Here is a 13098-nt window from a genome sequence, read left to right as displayed (position 1 = left end):
CTCGCCGATCAGGTCGCCTGTGATGATGAGCACGCGCGTACGGCCGGTCATTGCTGGCGACATCATTGCGTGGTGCCTTCGGTGGCGACCACGTGGTCGCCGCGGACCCCGGCTTCGTGCCCGGCAAGAGCGCTCCCGCCACCGCCTGCGCGGGACTTCGCGACAGTCTCGTCAGGCCGCGATTCCGCCACGGCGGGCGCTGATGCCGATTCGGATGGCTCTCCGCCTACAGTCGCGAATGACCGCTGCTCGTGATCGGCGACCACTTCGCCGGCGGGGAGCAGCAGCACCAGGAGTGTGAGGACGGCGGCGAAGGCAAGGCCGCCGCCCAGCCACACTACGACGGGACTCGGCGCCCATGCCCACCACCACTCGGCGTTCGCGCCGGGGTCTGCGCTGAACTGGTCGAGGCCCGTCGTGTAGCGCTGGATATTGGTGTGCAGAGCGACGATGTTCGCGACGGCCAGCGCCGCAACGGCTGCTATCGAGCGGAAGCCCCGCCATGCGCGCGCGATATCGAGACGCGCGGACGCGACACCGATGGTGATGATCATCAGCGGCATGAGGTAGCGCGGCTGGATGAGCTCGCCCACCAGCATCCGCGACTGCGCCAGCAGAACCACCGGCACGAGCCACATCGCCGCCACGCCGAGCCCGATGGCGATTCCGCGCCGCACGGATGCACGGCCGCCTCCGATGAAGAAGGCGCCCCAGAAGACGGCACCGGCCAGGACGGAAACGGCTGCGGGCATCGGGGTGTCGAGCCAGCCGAGTCCCCAGCCGCCCAGGGCGCCCATCCAGAGGCTGGGTGCCGACAGAAGGTTCGACACGTGCAGTGACCCCGAGAGCGGCGGGCGTTCGCTGTCGAGGCCCCCGACGATCGATGCACCCTGCCAGGCGCTCAGATAGAACGCGACGCTGATCACCACGATGATCGCCGCCGCGAGCAGCGGCACCAGCGGCATCCGCTTCCGTCGCACGACGAGGAAGACCGCCAGGAGGGCGCCGAACACCGCGTAGACGGCCGAATCGGCGCGAGCGCCCCCACCCATCACCGCGCCGAGCACGGCAAGGCCGGCAAGCACCCACCTGCGGCGCCCGTCGACCTGGAACGCGCCGTACAGCGAGATCCACACCGTCGCGGCAGACAGCAGCGCCCAGGACGAGGGATTCGTCGACCCGTAGATGAACATGCCGAGAGGCACCGCGGTCGCCGCGACCGATATGACGAGCGCGGGACGAAGCCGGCGAGGCAGGGCGAAGAAGACGCCGGTGAGCAGGCCGACGGCGATCGCGCTGTTGACGAGCTTCATCACCATGACGGATGCGGCGACGTTGGTGCTGGCGAACACCGACATGGTGCCGTAGAAGAGCGGGGGGTACAGACGATCGACGTTGGCGCGCTTCACCTTCGACATGCCGTCGTCTTCGCCGTTCCAGCAATCTGCGCTCTCGCCGTTGTGGAATGCGTAGCACGTCGCCGTCGTGACGGGGGTCGGCACATATCGCTTGACGGCGTCGTCGTCGCGGTTCTCGCACAGGCCGGGCCGGTCGCCGAGTCCGCACCATATGGAGGCGAGGTGGAAGTCGTCGTCCGGCGTCGCGCCGACGGGAGACGCGACCGACCATGCGCCGAGTGACAAGAACGCCAGAACGGGAATCAGGATCGCGAAGACGAGTTTCCGGCGAGACGACGAGGTGCGGGCTGTCACTTGAGCATCGTACCCGCAGGCACGCCGACGTCCGGTTTCACAGGCTCCACCCACTATTGTTCAGAAGGCGCTTCCCGGTTGAGCCGCGCCGCAGAAGGAGAACTGGGATGCCGTCACCCGTGGGATCGCATCGGCGGATGATCTTGCTCGGAGTGTATGCCGCGCTGCTCGTCGCAGCGTGCGTGTGGCCGCTCCTCGGTGGTTCCTTGCTGCTGCTCGTCGCAGTGGTGCTCATCCCCGCGCTCCTGCTCCTCCGAGCGCGGATGTCGCTCAGCGCGAGCCTCGCTCTGCTGTTCGTCGTCTTCGCCTGGGTCGTGCTCGTGGTGATGGTCGCGGCGCGATACACCCGCATCTCCCCGCTGGTGCTGTTCCTCGTGATCGGAGCCGCTTCGGGTGCCTTCTTCGTCTTTCGGCTGTACCGCGCCGGATCGTCATTCACGCGCATCGACGGATCGGAGCTCGGCTTCGCGGCCTTCGGCGGCCTCATCTGGTGCGGGGTCCTTCTCGCCGCGGCCGTGATTCCCGGTGGCACCCCGCTGTCGTGGGCGATGTCAGGTGACGCCGCCAACAACGTGCTCTTCGCCCGCGAGCTGCTGCAGGCCGGCGGAGTGACACTGGGAAGCGGAAACCCGGTGCCACTCACGGCCGCCCTCGTCGCCTTCTTCACACTGCCTGCGGCGCTCGGCGGCGCGCCCTCTGCAGGCGCCCAGATCATCGCGCTCGCGCAGATGTGGTCGTTCGCGATCGTCGCGGCCTGCGTTCTGTGCGGCGCGTTCACACTCGCCATCTCGCGCGGACGCTCAACGATGACGCTGGTCGCGACGGCGATCACATCGGCGGTCCCGCTCACGTGGATCATGCTGTCCGGGCCGGTGACCCTGGGCTTCGTCAATTTCCATCTAACCATCGCGCTGCTGATCGCCTCACTCATCACGCTGGTGCATGCAGATCGCGCCGTGCTGACATCCCTCGTCACGCTCGCGCTGTCGATCGCTCTCACGCTCGCCTTGTGGGCACCGCTCGCGGGCATCCCCGGGGTTGCGTTCCTCGTGCTGTTGATCGTGCAGCGCAAAGCGGTGTTCGCCCTTCGGCGGGGCAGGCTGCTGCTGGCCATCGCCGCCGTCCTCCAGCCGATCGGCGTTTTCCTGACGCTCTCCGTCCCCGCGCTGATCGGTCAGGGAGAGCTGCTCACCGAGGCGCTCGGCGCAGTCTTCGAGTTCAAGAAGGTCATCGTCCTCGTCGCGCTCCTCCTTGCGGTGGGGTTCGGTGTGCTCCACGCGCGTGCGACGAGATCGCTCGACCTGGTGTGGGTTCTGACTGCGTTGGTGGGCGGGGGCGGACTGTGCCTCGGCCTGCTCCTCTGGCTTCGCCGGAACGAGCAGAATCTGTGGAGCTACTACCAGTTGAAGTTCCTGTGGTTCTTCCTCGCCATGCTCCTGATCGTCGGCGTGGCTGCCGGTCTGACCTACGCGGCGGCGATCTCGGCGAAGAGCCTGCGCGCTGCGTTCGCCTTCATGATCGTGCTGACAGCGCTGGTGGGTGTGAGCGAGTTCGCTCGTGCGACTGTGCCGACCTTCAGCAACGATCCGCAGGCGGTGAAGGACCCGCTCGCGCGGATTCTGTCGGGGGACTACTTCTCCGTCGGAGAGGATGACAGAGTCTTCGATCGAGTCGTCGAAATGACGTCGGCGGGGGACAAGACCATGCTGTGGCAGTCGACGGACCCCGACGAGGATTGGATCATGTTCTGGGTCGTGCAACTGTCCTCGAGTGGCATCAGCGATGTCGAACTGCGGAAGTACGCCTACTATCACGACGGCCAGTCGATGGATGATCTGTGCCAGATCCGACGGTTGATGGGCGCGCCGGTCACAGTGATCACGGCGGACGAGTCGATCGCCGAGCGAGCCGAGGAGGCCTGCTCCGAACTCGGCCCTGTGGTCTTCGCCCCCTGACCTCACGGAAACGGACACACTCGATTGATAGGATGGGTGCACCATGCCTGAGCACTCCGAGCGCACGCTCATCATCGTGCCCGCGTGGAACGAGTCCAGGAACGTCGGCAACACTGTGCGTGAGATCCTTGATCAGTTCGTCGACTACGACGTCGTGGTCGTCGACGACGGATCTACCGACGACACCGCCCAGGTCGCGCGCGACGCCGGCGCCCGGGTGCTGGTTCTTCCGTTCAACATGGGGGTCGGTGGCGCGATGCGCACGGGCTTCACCTTCGCCCAGCGTCTCGGATATCGGCAGGCCATCCAGGTCGACGCGGACGGGCAGCACAATCCACGGGACATCCCCCTGGTCCTGGCGGGTCTGCAACATGCCGACATCTCGATCGGGGCGCGATTCGCCGATGTCGGCGACTACCAGGCGAAGGGTCCGAGGCGCTGGGCGATGGTGTTCCTCGCCAACGTCCTCACACGCGTGGCGAAAACGCGTCTCACCGATGTCACGAGCGGCTTCCGGGCCGCGAACCGGCGGGCGATCGATCAGTACGTCCACTATTACCCGGCCGAATATCTGGGGGACACAGTGGATTCACTCGTGAGCGCCATTCACTCGGGGCTGTCGGTGACCCAGGTTCCGGTGGCCATGCGGGCTCGTGTGCACGGGAAGCCCAGCCAGAATCCCGTCGGCTCTACGATCTACCTGCTGCGCTCCGTCTTCGCTCTGTCCCTCGCGCTGATGCGCGGTCGCCGCCGCTCCACGGAGGCGAGCGCGTGATCGTCATCGCCGGGATCGGGCTGGCGCTACTGGTCCTCACCATCATCATCGCGCTGCTCCTTCGCCGCCAGCTGCGCGAGAAGTACGCGACCCTGTGGCTGCTGATCGGGATCGTGATCCTGATCCTCGCGATCTTCCCCGGCCTCCTGATCGGACTGAGCACAGCGCTCGGGGTTGCAGTTCCGTCGAACCTCATCTTCGCACTGGCGCTGGTCCTGCTGATCGGCGTCGCGCTCCATCTGTCGTGGGAGTTGTCCCAAGCCGAGGATGAGATCCGTCGTTCAGCGGAGGAGCTGGCTATCCTGCGGACGCAGCACGACGACGTGGAGCAGCGGCTCGCCCGGCTCGAGGGCGAGAGGGACGACGCATCACGCTCTGGCGAGTTCGGCGCCGATGAGTGAGCGGACCGGCAGGTCCGCACTGGTCGTCGGGGGAGCAGCCGCAGTCGCCGCACTCTCCGGCATCCTGTTCCTGGCGATCTCCGCACGATCACTCAGCACGGAGCACAACACCGCGTTCCTGACGTACTGGGCTGCCCTCTTCGCGGTGTTCGCGGTGTTGTCGGGTATTCAGAACGAGATGACGCGCGCCGTCCGTGCGGATCGCGGCCTCGAGAGGGAGGGGCCTCGGGCGACCTCGCCACTCACGGCCGGTCTCCTCGTCGGGGCGGGTGCGGCGATCGTCGTGATGCTCCTCTTCCCGCTGTGGCAAGCGGTCTTCGTCGGGATCGGCGGTGCGCTTGTGCCCATGCTCCTGGTCGCCGCTGCGGCGTTCCTCTATGCCGGCCATGTCGCGACTGTGGGAACGCTGGCGGGGCTCGGGCGCTGGAACGGGTTCGCGGGGCTGAGTGCGGGGGAGTCGCTTGTGCGCCTTGCCCTCGCAGCGGGTGCGGCACTCCTCGGGTGGGGGTTCATCGGCTTCGAGGCCGCAGCAGCGGCGGGCACGGCCACCTGGCTGGTCGTGACGACGCTCCTTCCGCGTTGGCGGGTGCTGTGGGGGATCCGCATCCAGTTGCGGCTCGGCGCGCTCCTCAAGCGGGTCGCGAACGCGATGGCTGCTGCGGGTGCGACCGCCCTGCTAGTGACCGGATTTCCGCTGCTGATGAGTCTCACGACGGATCCGGCCGCCTATGCTCTCGCTGCGCCGTTGATCGTCGCCGTGTCGGTCACCAGGGCGCCGTTGCTCATCCCTGTCACGGCGTTCCAGTCCATGGTGATCGCGTCGTTTGTGGCCCACCCGGAACGCGCCCGATCCTCCCTGCTCAAGCTGGTCGGTGCTGTCGTCGCCGTCGCCGTCGTCGGTGGCGCGCTCGCAGCCCTGGTCGGCCCCTGGCTGATGCGGCTGGTCTTCGGGCCTGCCTACGGGAACTCACCGCTCGTACTCGCGATGCTGGTGGTCGCCGCGGCCTTCCTGGCGCTGCTGGTGCTTGGGGGGTCCGTTGCGCTCGCGCTGGACGCGCACACGGTGAACACGGTGGGGTGGTACCTCGCCCTGGCGGTCTCCGTCGCGATCATGCTCTCGCCGGCCGACCTGGCGACACGCACGATCCTCGCGCTGTCGATCGGCCCGTTGGTGGGGTCGGCGTTCCACTTCACCTTCGTCCTGCGCGCGCTCCGGCGCCGCACCAGGGAGGATGCCTGATGCCGCGCACAAGCGTGATCGTGCCGATGTTCAACACCGCGTCCACGGTCGAGCGGGCGTTGCGCTCGGTGCTCTCCCAGAGCGATCCTGATCTGGAGCTCGTCGCCGTGGACGACGGCTCGACCGACGACACGCCGACACTGCTTCAGGCTGTGCACGATGAGCGCCTGCGAGTGGTCACGCACGCCGCGAACCAGGGCATCTCAGCGGCGCGGAACACCGCGTTGCGCGCAGCGGTCGGCGACTTCGTGGCGTTCCTCGACGCGGACGATGCATGGGAACCCGACTTCCTCCTGCGCATGCATGCCGCGAGGGGGGACGCTGACGCCGCGATCTGCGGGCGCACCGTCGTGCTCCCCGACGGCACCGAGCGCAACGCCCATTCGCCCCGTCTGGGTTCGATGAGCGGCGACATCGCCGCGTCGCGGATGATGACGGGCGAGATCACGCCCTTTCCATGGGACAAGGTGATCCGCCGATCGGCGTTCGCCGGCGTGTGGTACCCGGAAGAGGTCCACCGCTTCGAGGACCAAGTCGTCGGCGTGATCGCGCTATCCCGGACGCGTTCCGTGGTCTCCATCCCCGACGCGCTCACCCGCTACCACGTCGGCGGGGGCACGCTGACCTGGGGACGCGTCCCGAAGATCTCGGAGGCCGAGAGTGCGCTTGCGCATCTGGAGACTTCCCTCGGCGAATGGCTCGACGATCCACGTCGCCGCAGCGCGTTCCGCGTCTGCCGGACCCTCTTCCTGATGCTGACCGCGCAGTCCGCGATGCGTTCCGGCGACGATGCTGCGGCGGCCGAGGTGCTGGCCGGCTGCCGACGGCGGATCGATCTCCCCATGCTCGCTTCGACCCTGCGCCGTCGGCCGGTGTTCGGGGTCGGAGCACTGATCCTCAAGACGATGCCGGGCGTCTACCGGAGGCTGTTCACCGCGTACGTCAAGCGCCAGTACGCGCTCAGCTGATCACCGCGCTTCCGCTCGGATATCGCCGAAAGCTCGGACCTTCCCTCGAGACCAGCGGATGGTAGGACGTTCGATGAGGAACCACGAGATCACGGCCATGGCTGCCGTCGCGACGACCAGCACGGCGAGGAAGATCGGCAGGGGAGCGCCGGCCCAGCCGAACAGGCACAGCATCTGCGTCAGGGGGAAACCCCAGACATAGACGCCGTACGAGAAATCGTGGACTTGGAAGAGCTTCGGCGATGGCAGACGCGCGCCGATCCAGATCAGGATGTAGGTCAGTAACGGCGCTGCGATCTGGCCACCGAAGGACGGGAACACCAGTATCAGCGCCACCGTGGCGACGGCGCTCGCGAGCGCACCCCACCAGACAAGTGGGAACCTGTCGCCGAGACGCTCGCGGATCATGAACACGAGCGCGCCGCCGAAGAAGAACGGCAGCAGTCGCCCGAACTGGACGACGTCGAACGCGATGCCGCTGAGCAGGACCGCGAACTGGTCGTTCCACACCTTGAGCGCGCACGTGGCGATGAACGCCGCGAGCATCGGCCAGATACTGCGACGGACCGCGGGCAGCACGAGGAAGAATCCGACCAGCAGGTAGGCGCAGAATTCGTAGTAGAGGCTCCACAGTGAGCCGTTCCAGGCGTACTGGTACGGGACATTCGCCAGGGTTCCCGCCACCGAGTAGTCCTTCATGACCAACCAGGCGTTGGCCACCACGTAGCTCGCGGGGGTGTTCGGGGTGGTCAGGAAACCGGAGAGGGTGCCGTTCTGCACCTGGTAGGCGATAGGCGCGAGCAGGAACGCCGTGATGATGTTGACGAAGAAGAAGGCCGGGAACAGGCGGGCGATGCGGTTGATGAGGTAGCGGCCGCCATCTGATCGGAGGCGGGCGCCGGTGATCAGATAGCCCGAGATCATGAAGAACCCGAACACCGCCCAGCCGCCGACGGATTCGCCTGGCGTCAGCTCAACCCCCTCGCCACGGCCGGTGAGGGGAAAGACGTGGTGAACGAGCACCATCGCAGCCATCACCAGGCGCAGGAGATTCAGAGAGTTGTCCCGTGGGTCGATCCAGCGCCGGTCGGCCTCCCTCATTTCAGCAGGCTCCGCTCCGCCATCTCTTTCAGCGAACGCTCATAGCTGCTCTCCTCGACCGGTTCGGTGAGCACCCACTCGACGAACCGGGCGACACCCGTGGGGAAGTCGGTCTGTGGTTCGTACGCGAGCACCTCGCGCAGAACGCTGGTATCGGCGACGTTGTGGCGGATGTCGCCGAGGCGGTAATTGCCCGTCACGGTGGTCGGCACCTCGGTCCCGAACGCGGCGAACAGCGAGGCGACCACCTCGTTCACGGTCGTGGCGACTCCACTGCCGACGTTGATGGTGCGGCCGGCTGCCTCAGGCATCGTCGAAGCACGGAACGTCGACTCCACGACGTCGTCGATGTAGACGAAGTCGCGGCTCTCGAGGCCGTCCTCGAAGATGTTGATCGGCTTCGCCTGGCGGATGAGGGTCGAGAAGATCGAGAGGATGCCCGTATACGGGTTCTTCAAGGACTGCCCTGGCCCGTACACGTTCTGGTATCGCAGTGCGACGCCTTCGACGCCGATCGTCGGCGCGACCGTCATCACGAGGGATTCCTGCATCTGCTTGGTAATGCCGTAGACCGACGACGGGTGCAGCTTCGCACGCTCGTCGGTCGGGACCGTCTCGACCGGCCCCTCGCCGGGCATGTGCACGTCGAAGTCGCCGGCGGCCATCTGGGCGTCGGCGCGGTGCGGGGGATACACGATCCGCCCATCCGCTGTGCGGTATGCGCCTTCGCCATAGATCGAGCGCGACGACGCGATGACGAGTCGCTTGACCGCGTGCGGCTCGTTGGTGAGGAGGTCGAGCAGCTTGGCAGTTCCGCCGACATTCGCCTCGACGTACCGATCGATCTCGTACATCGACTGACCGGTGCCGGTCTCCGCTGCGAGATGTACGACGATCGCCGCACCGTCCAGCGCGCGGCGCAGGTCGTCGCTGGAGGTCACAGAGCCCTCGATCACCGTCGCCACGCCGTCCAGCGAACGCAGCAGAGCAGACGTGTTCGTCGGGTCCTCGCCGTGCACCTGGGGAATCAGCGAATCGAGCACGGTCACAGTGTGGCCGGCGTCGACGAAGCGACGTGCGAGCCGGGTGCCGATGAAGCCTGCGCCGCCGGTGATGAGCACGTGTTCGGGCATGCGTGGTCTCCTGGAAGAAGGGGACGCGCGTTCAGATCGCCGCGCGCGAGTCTAGAGGGCGAAGATATGCGCCAGCGTCGATTGTAGCCCGGCGGCAGATCCGTGCCTGATCACCCCCGGAAGTTCCGCGACGCCATGCAGTCGTGACATCACGCGCATGCGCGCCGTGGTTGCTGTCCGTCGCCATCCCTTGGAGTTCGCGAGCGCGCGCGCCTGCGCGTAGTAGGTGCGTTCGTCGCGGAAACGACGACCGTCCAGGAGCGTCTTCTGCGAAGCGCTCGCGCCGTGGCGCCGATACGAGAAAGCCAGCGTGGGGTTGTACGCCAAGCACCCGCCCTCGAACGCGACATCCATCAACAGCGCCAGGTCCTGGATGATGGGCAGGCCCTCGCGGAAATCGATCCGTCGGAGCGTCTCAGTGCGGAAGGTGAGAGAGGGCCAGTAGAGCCAGTCGCCTCTGATGAGGCTCGTCGCCATGGCCTCACCACGGAGGACGGCGACGCCCTGCCCGTTGCGAGGGGCGAGCAGGCCGGTCTTGACGCGGTCCACGAGGGGCCGAACGACCACCCCGTGCTCGTCGATCACCTCGACGCCGGGTTGAATGACGTCGGCGTCGGGGACCGCGGCGATGGTCGCGAAGATCACGTCGAGATAGTTCGCCTGCAGAAGGTCGTCGCAGCCGAGGATGGTGATGTGATCCGATGTCGCCTGTCGGATCGCCTCACGGTAGTTCTCGGTGATGCCGAGGTTCACCTCGTTGCGCACATACGTGACCCGTTCGTCGTCGAGCTCGGCGAACCACTTCGCGACCGTCTCGTCCGGGTAGCAGTCGTCGATGACGATGAGTCGCCAGTCGGGATTGTGCTGGGCACGGACGGACTCGACAGTCAGGTAGAGCAGACCGGGGTCGCCCCAGAAGGGTACGAAGATCTCGTGTGTCATAGCGCGACGAGCCTACGAGATCAGCCTGAGAGTCGCGCTGGCGTCGAAGGCGATTCTCGGAGGATCCTCCTGCGTGCGTAGACTTCCAGGTCGGCGGTGAGTTCCGCCGACCGCGCAAAGCGCCCGGTTCGACCGACCAGAAAGCCTGCCGCATGGATCTGCTCATCGTCGGCTCCGGATTCTTCGGCCTGACCATAGCGGAGCGTGCTGCGACTTCCGGCCGAAAGGTCACCGTGATCGACCGCCGCCCTCACATCGGCGGAAATGCGTACAGCGAAGCCGAACCCACGACGGGGATCGAGGTCCACAGGTACGGTGCGCACCTCTTCCACACCTCGAACCCTGGCGTCTGGGAGTACGCGAACCGGTTCACGACTTTCACCGACTACGTGCATCGCGTCTACACGAACCACAAGGGCGTCGTGTTCCCGCTGCCGATCAACCTCGGCACGATCAACCAGTTCTTCCAGGCGGCCTACTCGCCCGAGGAAGCGCGGATGCTGGTGCATCAGCTGGCCGGGGAGTTCGACACGAAGGATGCCTCGAACCTCGAAGAGAAGGCGATCGCCCTCATCGGTCGACCTCTGTATGAGGCCTTCATCCGCGACTACACGGGCAAGCAGTGGCAGACCGACCCGAAGGACTTGCCGGCCGAGGTCATCAGCAGGCTCCCGGTCCGCTACAACTACGACAACCGATACTTCAACGACACGTGGGAGGGGTTGCCCACCGACGGCTATACGGCGTGGCTGGAACGGATGGCCGATCACCACAACATCGATGTGAAGCTCGATACCGACTTCTTCGACCAGGGGCACCCACTGAGCAAGAACGCCACGGTGGGCCAGGTGCCCATCGTCTACACCGGCCCTGTCGACCGCTACTTCGACTACGCCGAAGGCGCTCTGTCGTGGCGGACGCTCGACTTCGAGGAAGAGGTGCTCGAGGTCGGTGACTTCCAAGGCACTCCGGTCATGAACTACGCCGACGCGGAAATCCCCTATACGCGCATCCATGAATTCAAGCACTTCCACCCCGAGCGGGCGGACCGCTATCCGACCGACAAGACCGTGATCATGCGCGAGTTCTCGCGCTTCGCGTCTCACGACGACGAGCCGTACTATCCGGTCAACACCCCGCAGGACCGGGCGGGACTGGTCGCGTACCGTGAGCTCGCGAAGGGTGAGCGGGACGTGCTGTTCGGAGGTCGGCTGGGCACGTACCAGTATCTCGACATGCACATGGCTATCGGGTCGGCGCTGTCGATGTGGAACAACCAGCTGGCGTGACCGCGCCCGCATAGACTCGTCACCGTGACCACAGCCGCCGTCGGCGCCCCCGGATCGCCCCGGCGCTACCTCCACTCGTTGTGGCTGCTTTCGGCGCGCGATCTCAAGGTGCGCTACTCCACGAGCGCGCTGGGCTACCTGTGGTCGGTGCTTGATCCGCTCGTGATGAGCGCGATCTACTGGTTCGTGTTCACGCAGGTTTTCCAGCGCACGGTCGGGCACGAGCCGTACATCGTCTTCCTCATCACCGCGCTGCTGCCGTGGGTGTGGTTCAACTCGTCGGTGTCGGACTTCACCCGCGCATTCAACAAGGATGCCCGCCTCGTGCGCTCGACCGCGATCCCGCGGTCGATCTGGGTCAACCGGATCGTGCTGTCGAAGGGCGTCGAGTTCCTCTGCTCCCTTCCGGTGCTCGCGCTCTTCGTCGTCGTCTCGCAGTTCACCGAGAATCCCGCCCAGCTGAACTGGGGATTGCTCTGGGTCCCGGTCGCCGTCCTGCTCCAGACCGTCCTTCTGGTCGGACTCGGGCTGCTGGTCGCTCCTCTGTGCGTCATCTGGAGTGACCTGGAGCGCACGACGAAGCTCATCCTCCGTGCCCTGTTCTATGCCTCGCCGGTGATTTACGGGGTGGAAGACCTGCCCGGAGCGTTCGAGACTCTTGCGGCCTTCAATCCGCTCTCCGGGATCTTCGCCCTCTACCGCGTCGGGTTCTTCGCCGACGAGTGGGATGCCTGGGTCATCGGGATCGGCGCGATCATGTCGTTCCTCTTCCTCGCCCTCGGGGTCTTCGCGTTCCGGCGGCTCGAGCGTCCCGTCCTGAAGGAGCTGTGATGACGGCATCCGGTCTCGCGATCGAGGTGCAGGGCCTCGGCGTCCGCTTCCGGCGGAATCGCCGGGGGAGCCGCAGCATCAAAGACCTGTTCGCGGACTCGTCTCGACGGTCGAAGCCCGGAGAGTTCTGGGCGCTGCGCGATGTCGCCTTCGACGTGAAGCCGGGTGAGTCGATCGGTGTCGTCGGCCGCAATGGTCAGGGCAAATCGACGCTCCTCAAGCTCGTCGCAGGCGTCCTTCTCGCCGACGAAGGATCCGTCTCCGTGAACGGGGGTGTAGCGCCGCTGATCGAGATCACCGGTGGGTTCGTCGGCGACCTCACTGTCCGCGAGAATGTCCGCCTGACCTCGGGGCTGCACGGGATGTCGAAGGCCGAGGTCTCGCGCCGCTTCGACGGCATCATCGACTTCGCCGAGCTCGAGGACTTCATCGACACCCCCTACAAGCACCTCAGCAACGGCATGAAGGTGCGGCTGGCGTTCGCGGTCGTCTCGCAGCTCGAGGAGCCCATTCTGCTGGTCGACGAGGTGCTGGCCGTGGGCGACAAGGCGTTCCGCGAGAAGTGCTACCGGCGCATCGACGAGCTGCTGGCCGATGGGCGCACGCTGTTCTTCGTGTCGCACAGTGAGCGCGACCTGCGCCGCTTCTGCACGCGCGGCTTGTATCTCGACAAACATCGACTGGCGATGGATGCCCCGATCAACGAGGTTCTCGACCGCTACAACGCCGACTATCCGACTGGCGTCTGAAC

The 13098-nt window shown here is 66.2% G+C and carries 12 protein-coding genes; 8 read left to right on the top strand and 4 right to left on the bottom strand.

All coding sequences use genetic code 11. From position 1 onward, the window contains the following. Positions 1 to 62 precede the first annotated feature (62 nt). Entirely contained in the window at positions 63 to 1712 is a 1650-nt protein-coding gene (locus tag MRBLMI12_RS19655) for a DUF2142 domain-containing protein (RefSeq protein ID WP_363357882.1), read from the bottom strand. A gap of 137 nt (positions 1713 to 1849) precedes the next feature. Between MRBLMI12_RS19655 and MRBLMI12_RS19650 the strand changes: the two genes are divergently transcribed. Genes MRBLMI12_RS19650 through MRBLMI12_RS19630 form a run of 5 tightly spaced genes read left to right on the top strand, consistent with a single transcriptional unit; the run spans position 1850 to position 7051 of the window. Then, the gene (locus MRBLMI12_RS19650; RefSeq protein WP_363357881.1) at positions 1850 to 3667 is read left to right on the top strand and encodes a hypothetical protein; all 1818 of its coding nucleotides are present in this window, start codon (positions 1850 to 1852) and stop codon (positions 3665 to 3667) included. A gap of 43 nt (positions 3668 to 3710) precedes the next feature. Further along, on the top strand, positions 3711 to 4442 hold the full coding sequence (locus MRBLMI12_RS19645; RefSeq protein ID WP_331906480.1) for a glycosyltransferase family 2 protein: 732 nt from the start codon (positions 3711 to 3713) through the stop codon (positions 4440 to 4442). After that, entirely contained in the window at positions 4439 to 4843 is a 405-nt protein-coding gene (locus MRBLMI12_RS19640) for a DUF2304 domain-containing protein (protein WP_331906482.1), read from the top strand. Before MRBLMI12_RS19645 ends, MRBLMI12_RS19640 begins: the two co-directional genes overlap by 4 nt. After that, a complete protein-coding gene (locus tag MRBLMI12_RS19635) occupies positions 4836 to 6083 on the top strand; it encodes a hypothetical protein (protein WP_363357880.1) in 1248 nt (415 codons plus the stop codon). Before MRBLMI12_RS19640 ends, MRBLMI12_RS19635 begins: the two co-directional genes overlap by 8 nt. Further along, on the top strand, positions 6083 to 7051 hold the full coding sequence (locus MRBLMI12_RS19630; RefSeq protein WP_363357879.1) for a glycosyltransferase family 2 protein: 969 nt from the start codon (positions 6083 to 6085) through the stop codon (positions 7049 to 7051). Before MRBLMI12_RS19635 ends, MRBLMI12_RS19630 begins: the two co-directional genes overlap by 1 nt. Here the strand turns inward: MRBLMI12_RS19630 and MRBLMI12_RS19625 are convergent, their stop codons facing one another. From MRBLMI12_RS19625 to MRBLMI12_RS19615, 3 genes are read right to left on the bottom strand one after another with little or no spacing between them, the layout of a single operon-like run. Next, positions 7052 to 8152, bottom strand: coding sequence for an acyltransferase family protein (locus MRBLMI12_RS19625; protein ID WP_363357878.1), 1101 nt, complete (start codon positions 8150 to 8152; stop codon positions 7052 to 7054). Continuing rightward, positions 8149 to 9285, bottom strand: coding sequence for an NAD-dependent epimerase/dehydratase family protein (locus MRBLMI12_RS19620; RefSeq protein ID WP_363357877.1), 1137 nt, complete (start codon positions 9283 to 9285; stop codon positions 8149 to 8151). The genes MRBLMI12_RS19625 and MRBLMI12_RS19620 overlap by 4 nt, the downstream gene beginning before the upstream one ends. Positions 9286 to 9336: 51 nt before the next feature. Beyond that, positions 9337 to 10227, bottom strand: a complete 891-nt coding sequence (locus MRBLMI12_RS19615) for a glycosyltransferase (RefSeq protein WP_349426784.1) — start codon at positions 10225 to 10227, stop codon at positions 9337 to 9339. 152 nt (positions 10228 to 10379) lie between these two features. Between MRBLMI12_RS19615 and glf the strand changes: the two genes are divergently transcribed. Genes glf through MRBLMI12_RS19600 form a run of 3 tightly spaced genes read left to right on the top strand, consistent with a single transcriptional unit; the run spans position 10380 to position 13096 of the window. Next, positions 10380 to 11516: a UDP-galactopyranose mutase gene (gene glf / locus MRBLMI12_RS19610; RefSeq protein ID WP_349426786.1), complete on the top strand. Its 1137-nt coding sequence runs from the start codon at positions 10380 to 10382 to the stop codon at positions 11514 to 11516. Between the two features lie 24 nt (positions 11517 to 11540). Then, positions 11541 to 12347 carry an ABC transporter permease gene (locus MRBLMI12_RS19605; protein ID WP_349426787.1) on the top strand — a complete coding sequence of 269 codons (807 nt, stop codon included), beginning with the start codon at positions 11541 to 11543 and terminating at the stop codon, positions 12345 to 12347. Further along, positions 12347 to 13096 carry an ABC transporter ATP-binding protein gene (locus tag MRBLMI12_RS19600; RefSeq protein ID WP_349426788.1) on the top strand — a complete coding sequence of 250 codons (750 nt, stop codon included), beginning with the start codon at positions 12347 to 12349 and terminating at the stop codon, positions 13094 to 13096. The genes MRBLMI12_RS19605 and MRBLMI12_RS19600 overlap by 1 nt, the downstream gene beginning before the upstream one ends. Positions 13097 to 13098 lie beyond the last annotated feature (2 nt).

This window comes from Microbacterium sp. LMI12-1-1.1, assembly GCF_040676455.1.
GTDB lineage: Bacteria > Actinomycetota > Actinomycetes > Actinomycetales > Microbacteriaceae > Microbacterium.
Note: the sequence above shows the minus strand (reverse complement) of the source record. Positions and strands in the feature narration are given on the sequence as shown.

Excerpts from the sequence above, each read along its gene's own strand:
- MRBLMI12_RS19650 (WP_363357881.1), top strand. The coding sequence starts at position 1,850 with ATGATCTTGCTCGGAGTGTATGCCGCGCTGCTCGTCGCAGCGTGCGTG.
- MRBLMI12_RS19600 (WP_349426788.1), top strand. The coding sequence starts at position 12,347 with ATGACGGCATCCGGTCTCGCGATCGAGGTGCAGGGCCTCGGCGTCCGC.
- MRBLMI12_RS19620 (WP_363357877.1), bottom strand. The coding sequence starts at position 9,285 with ATGCCCGAACACGTGCTCATCACCGGCGGCGCAGGCTTCATCGGCACC.
- MRBLMI12_RS19625 (WP_363357878.1), bottom strand. The coding sequence starts at position 8,152 with ATGAGGGAGGCCGACCGGCGCTGGATCGACCCACGGGACAACTCTCTG.
- glf (WP_349426786.1), top strand. The coding sequence starts at position 10,380 with ATGGATCTGCTCATCGTCGGCTCCGGATTCTTCGGCCTGACCATAGCG.
- MRBLMI12_RS19615 (WP_349426784.1), bottom strand. The coding sequence starts at position 10,227 with ATGACACACGAGATCTTCGTACCCTTCTGGGGCGACCCCGGTCTGCTC.
- MRBLMI12_RS19645 (WP_331906480.1), top strand. The coding sequence starts at position 3,711 with ATGCCTGAGCACTCCGAGCGCACGCTCATCATCGTGCCCGCGTGGAAC.
- MRBLMI12_RS19630 (WP_363357879.1), top strand. The coding sequence starts at position 6,083 with ATGCCGCGCACAAGCGTGATCGTGCCGATGTTCAACACCGCGTCCACG.
- MRBLMI12_RS19635 (WP_363357880.1), top strand. The coding sequence starts at position 4,836 with ATGAGTGAGCGGACCGGCAGGTCCGCACTGGTCGTCGGGGGAGCAGCC.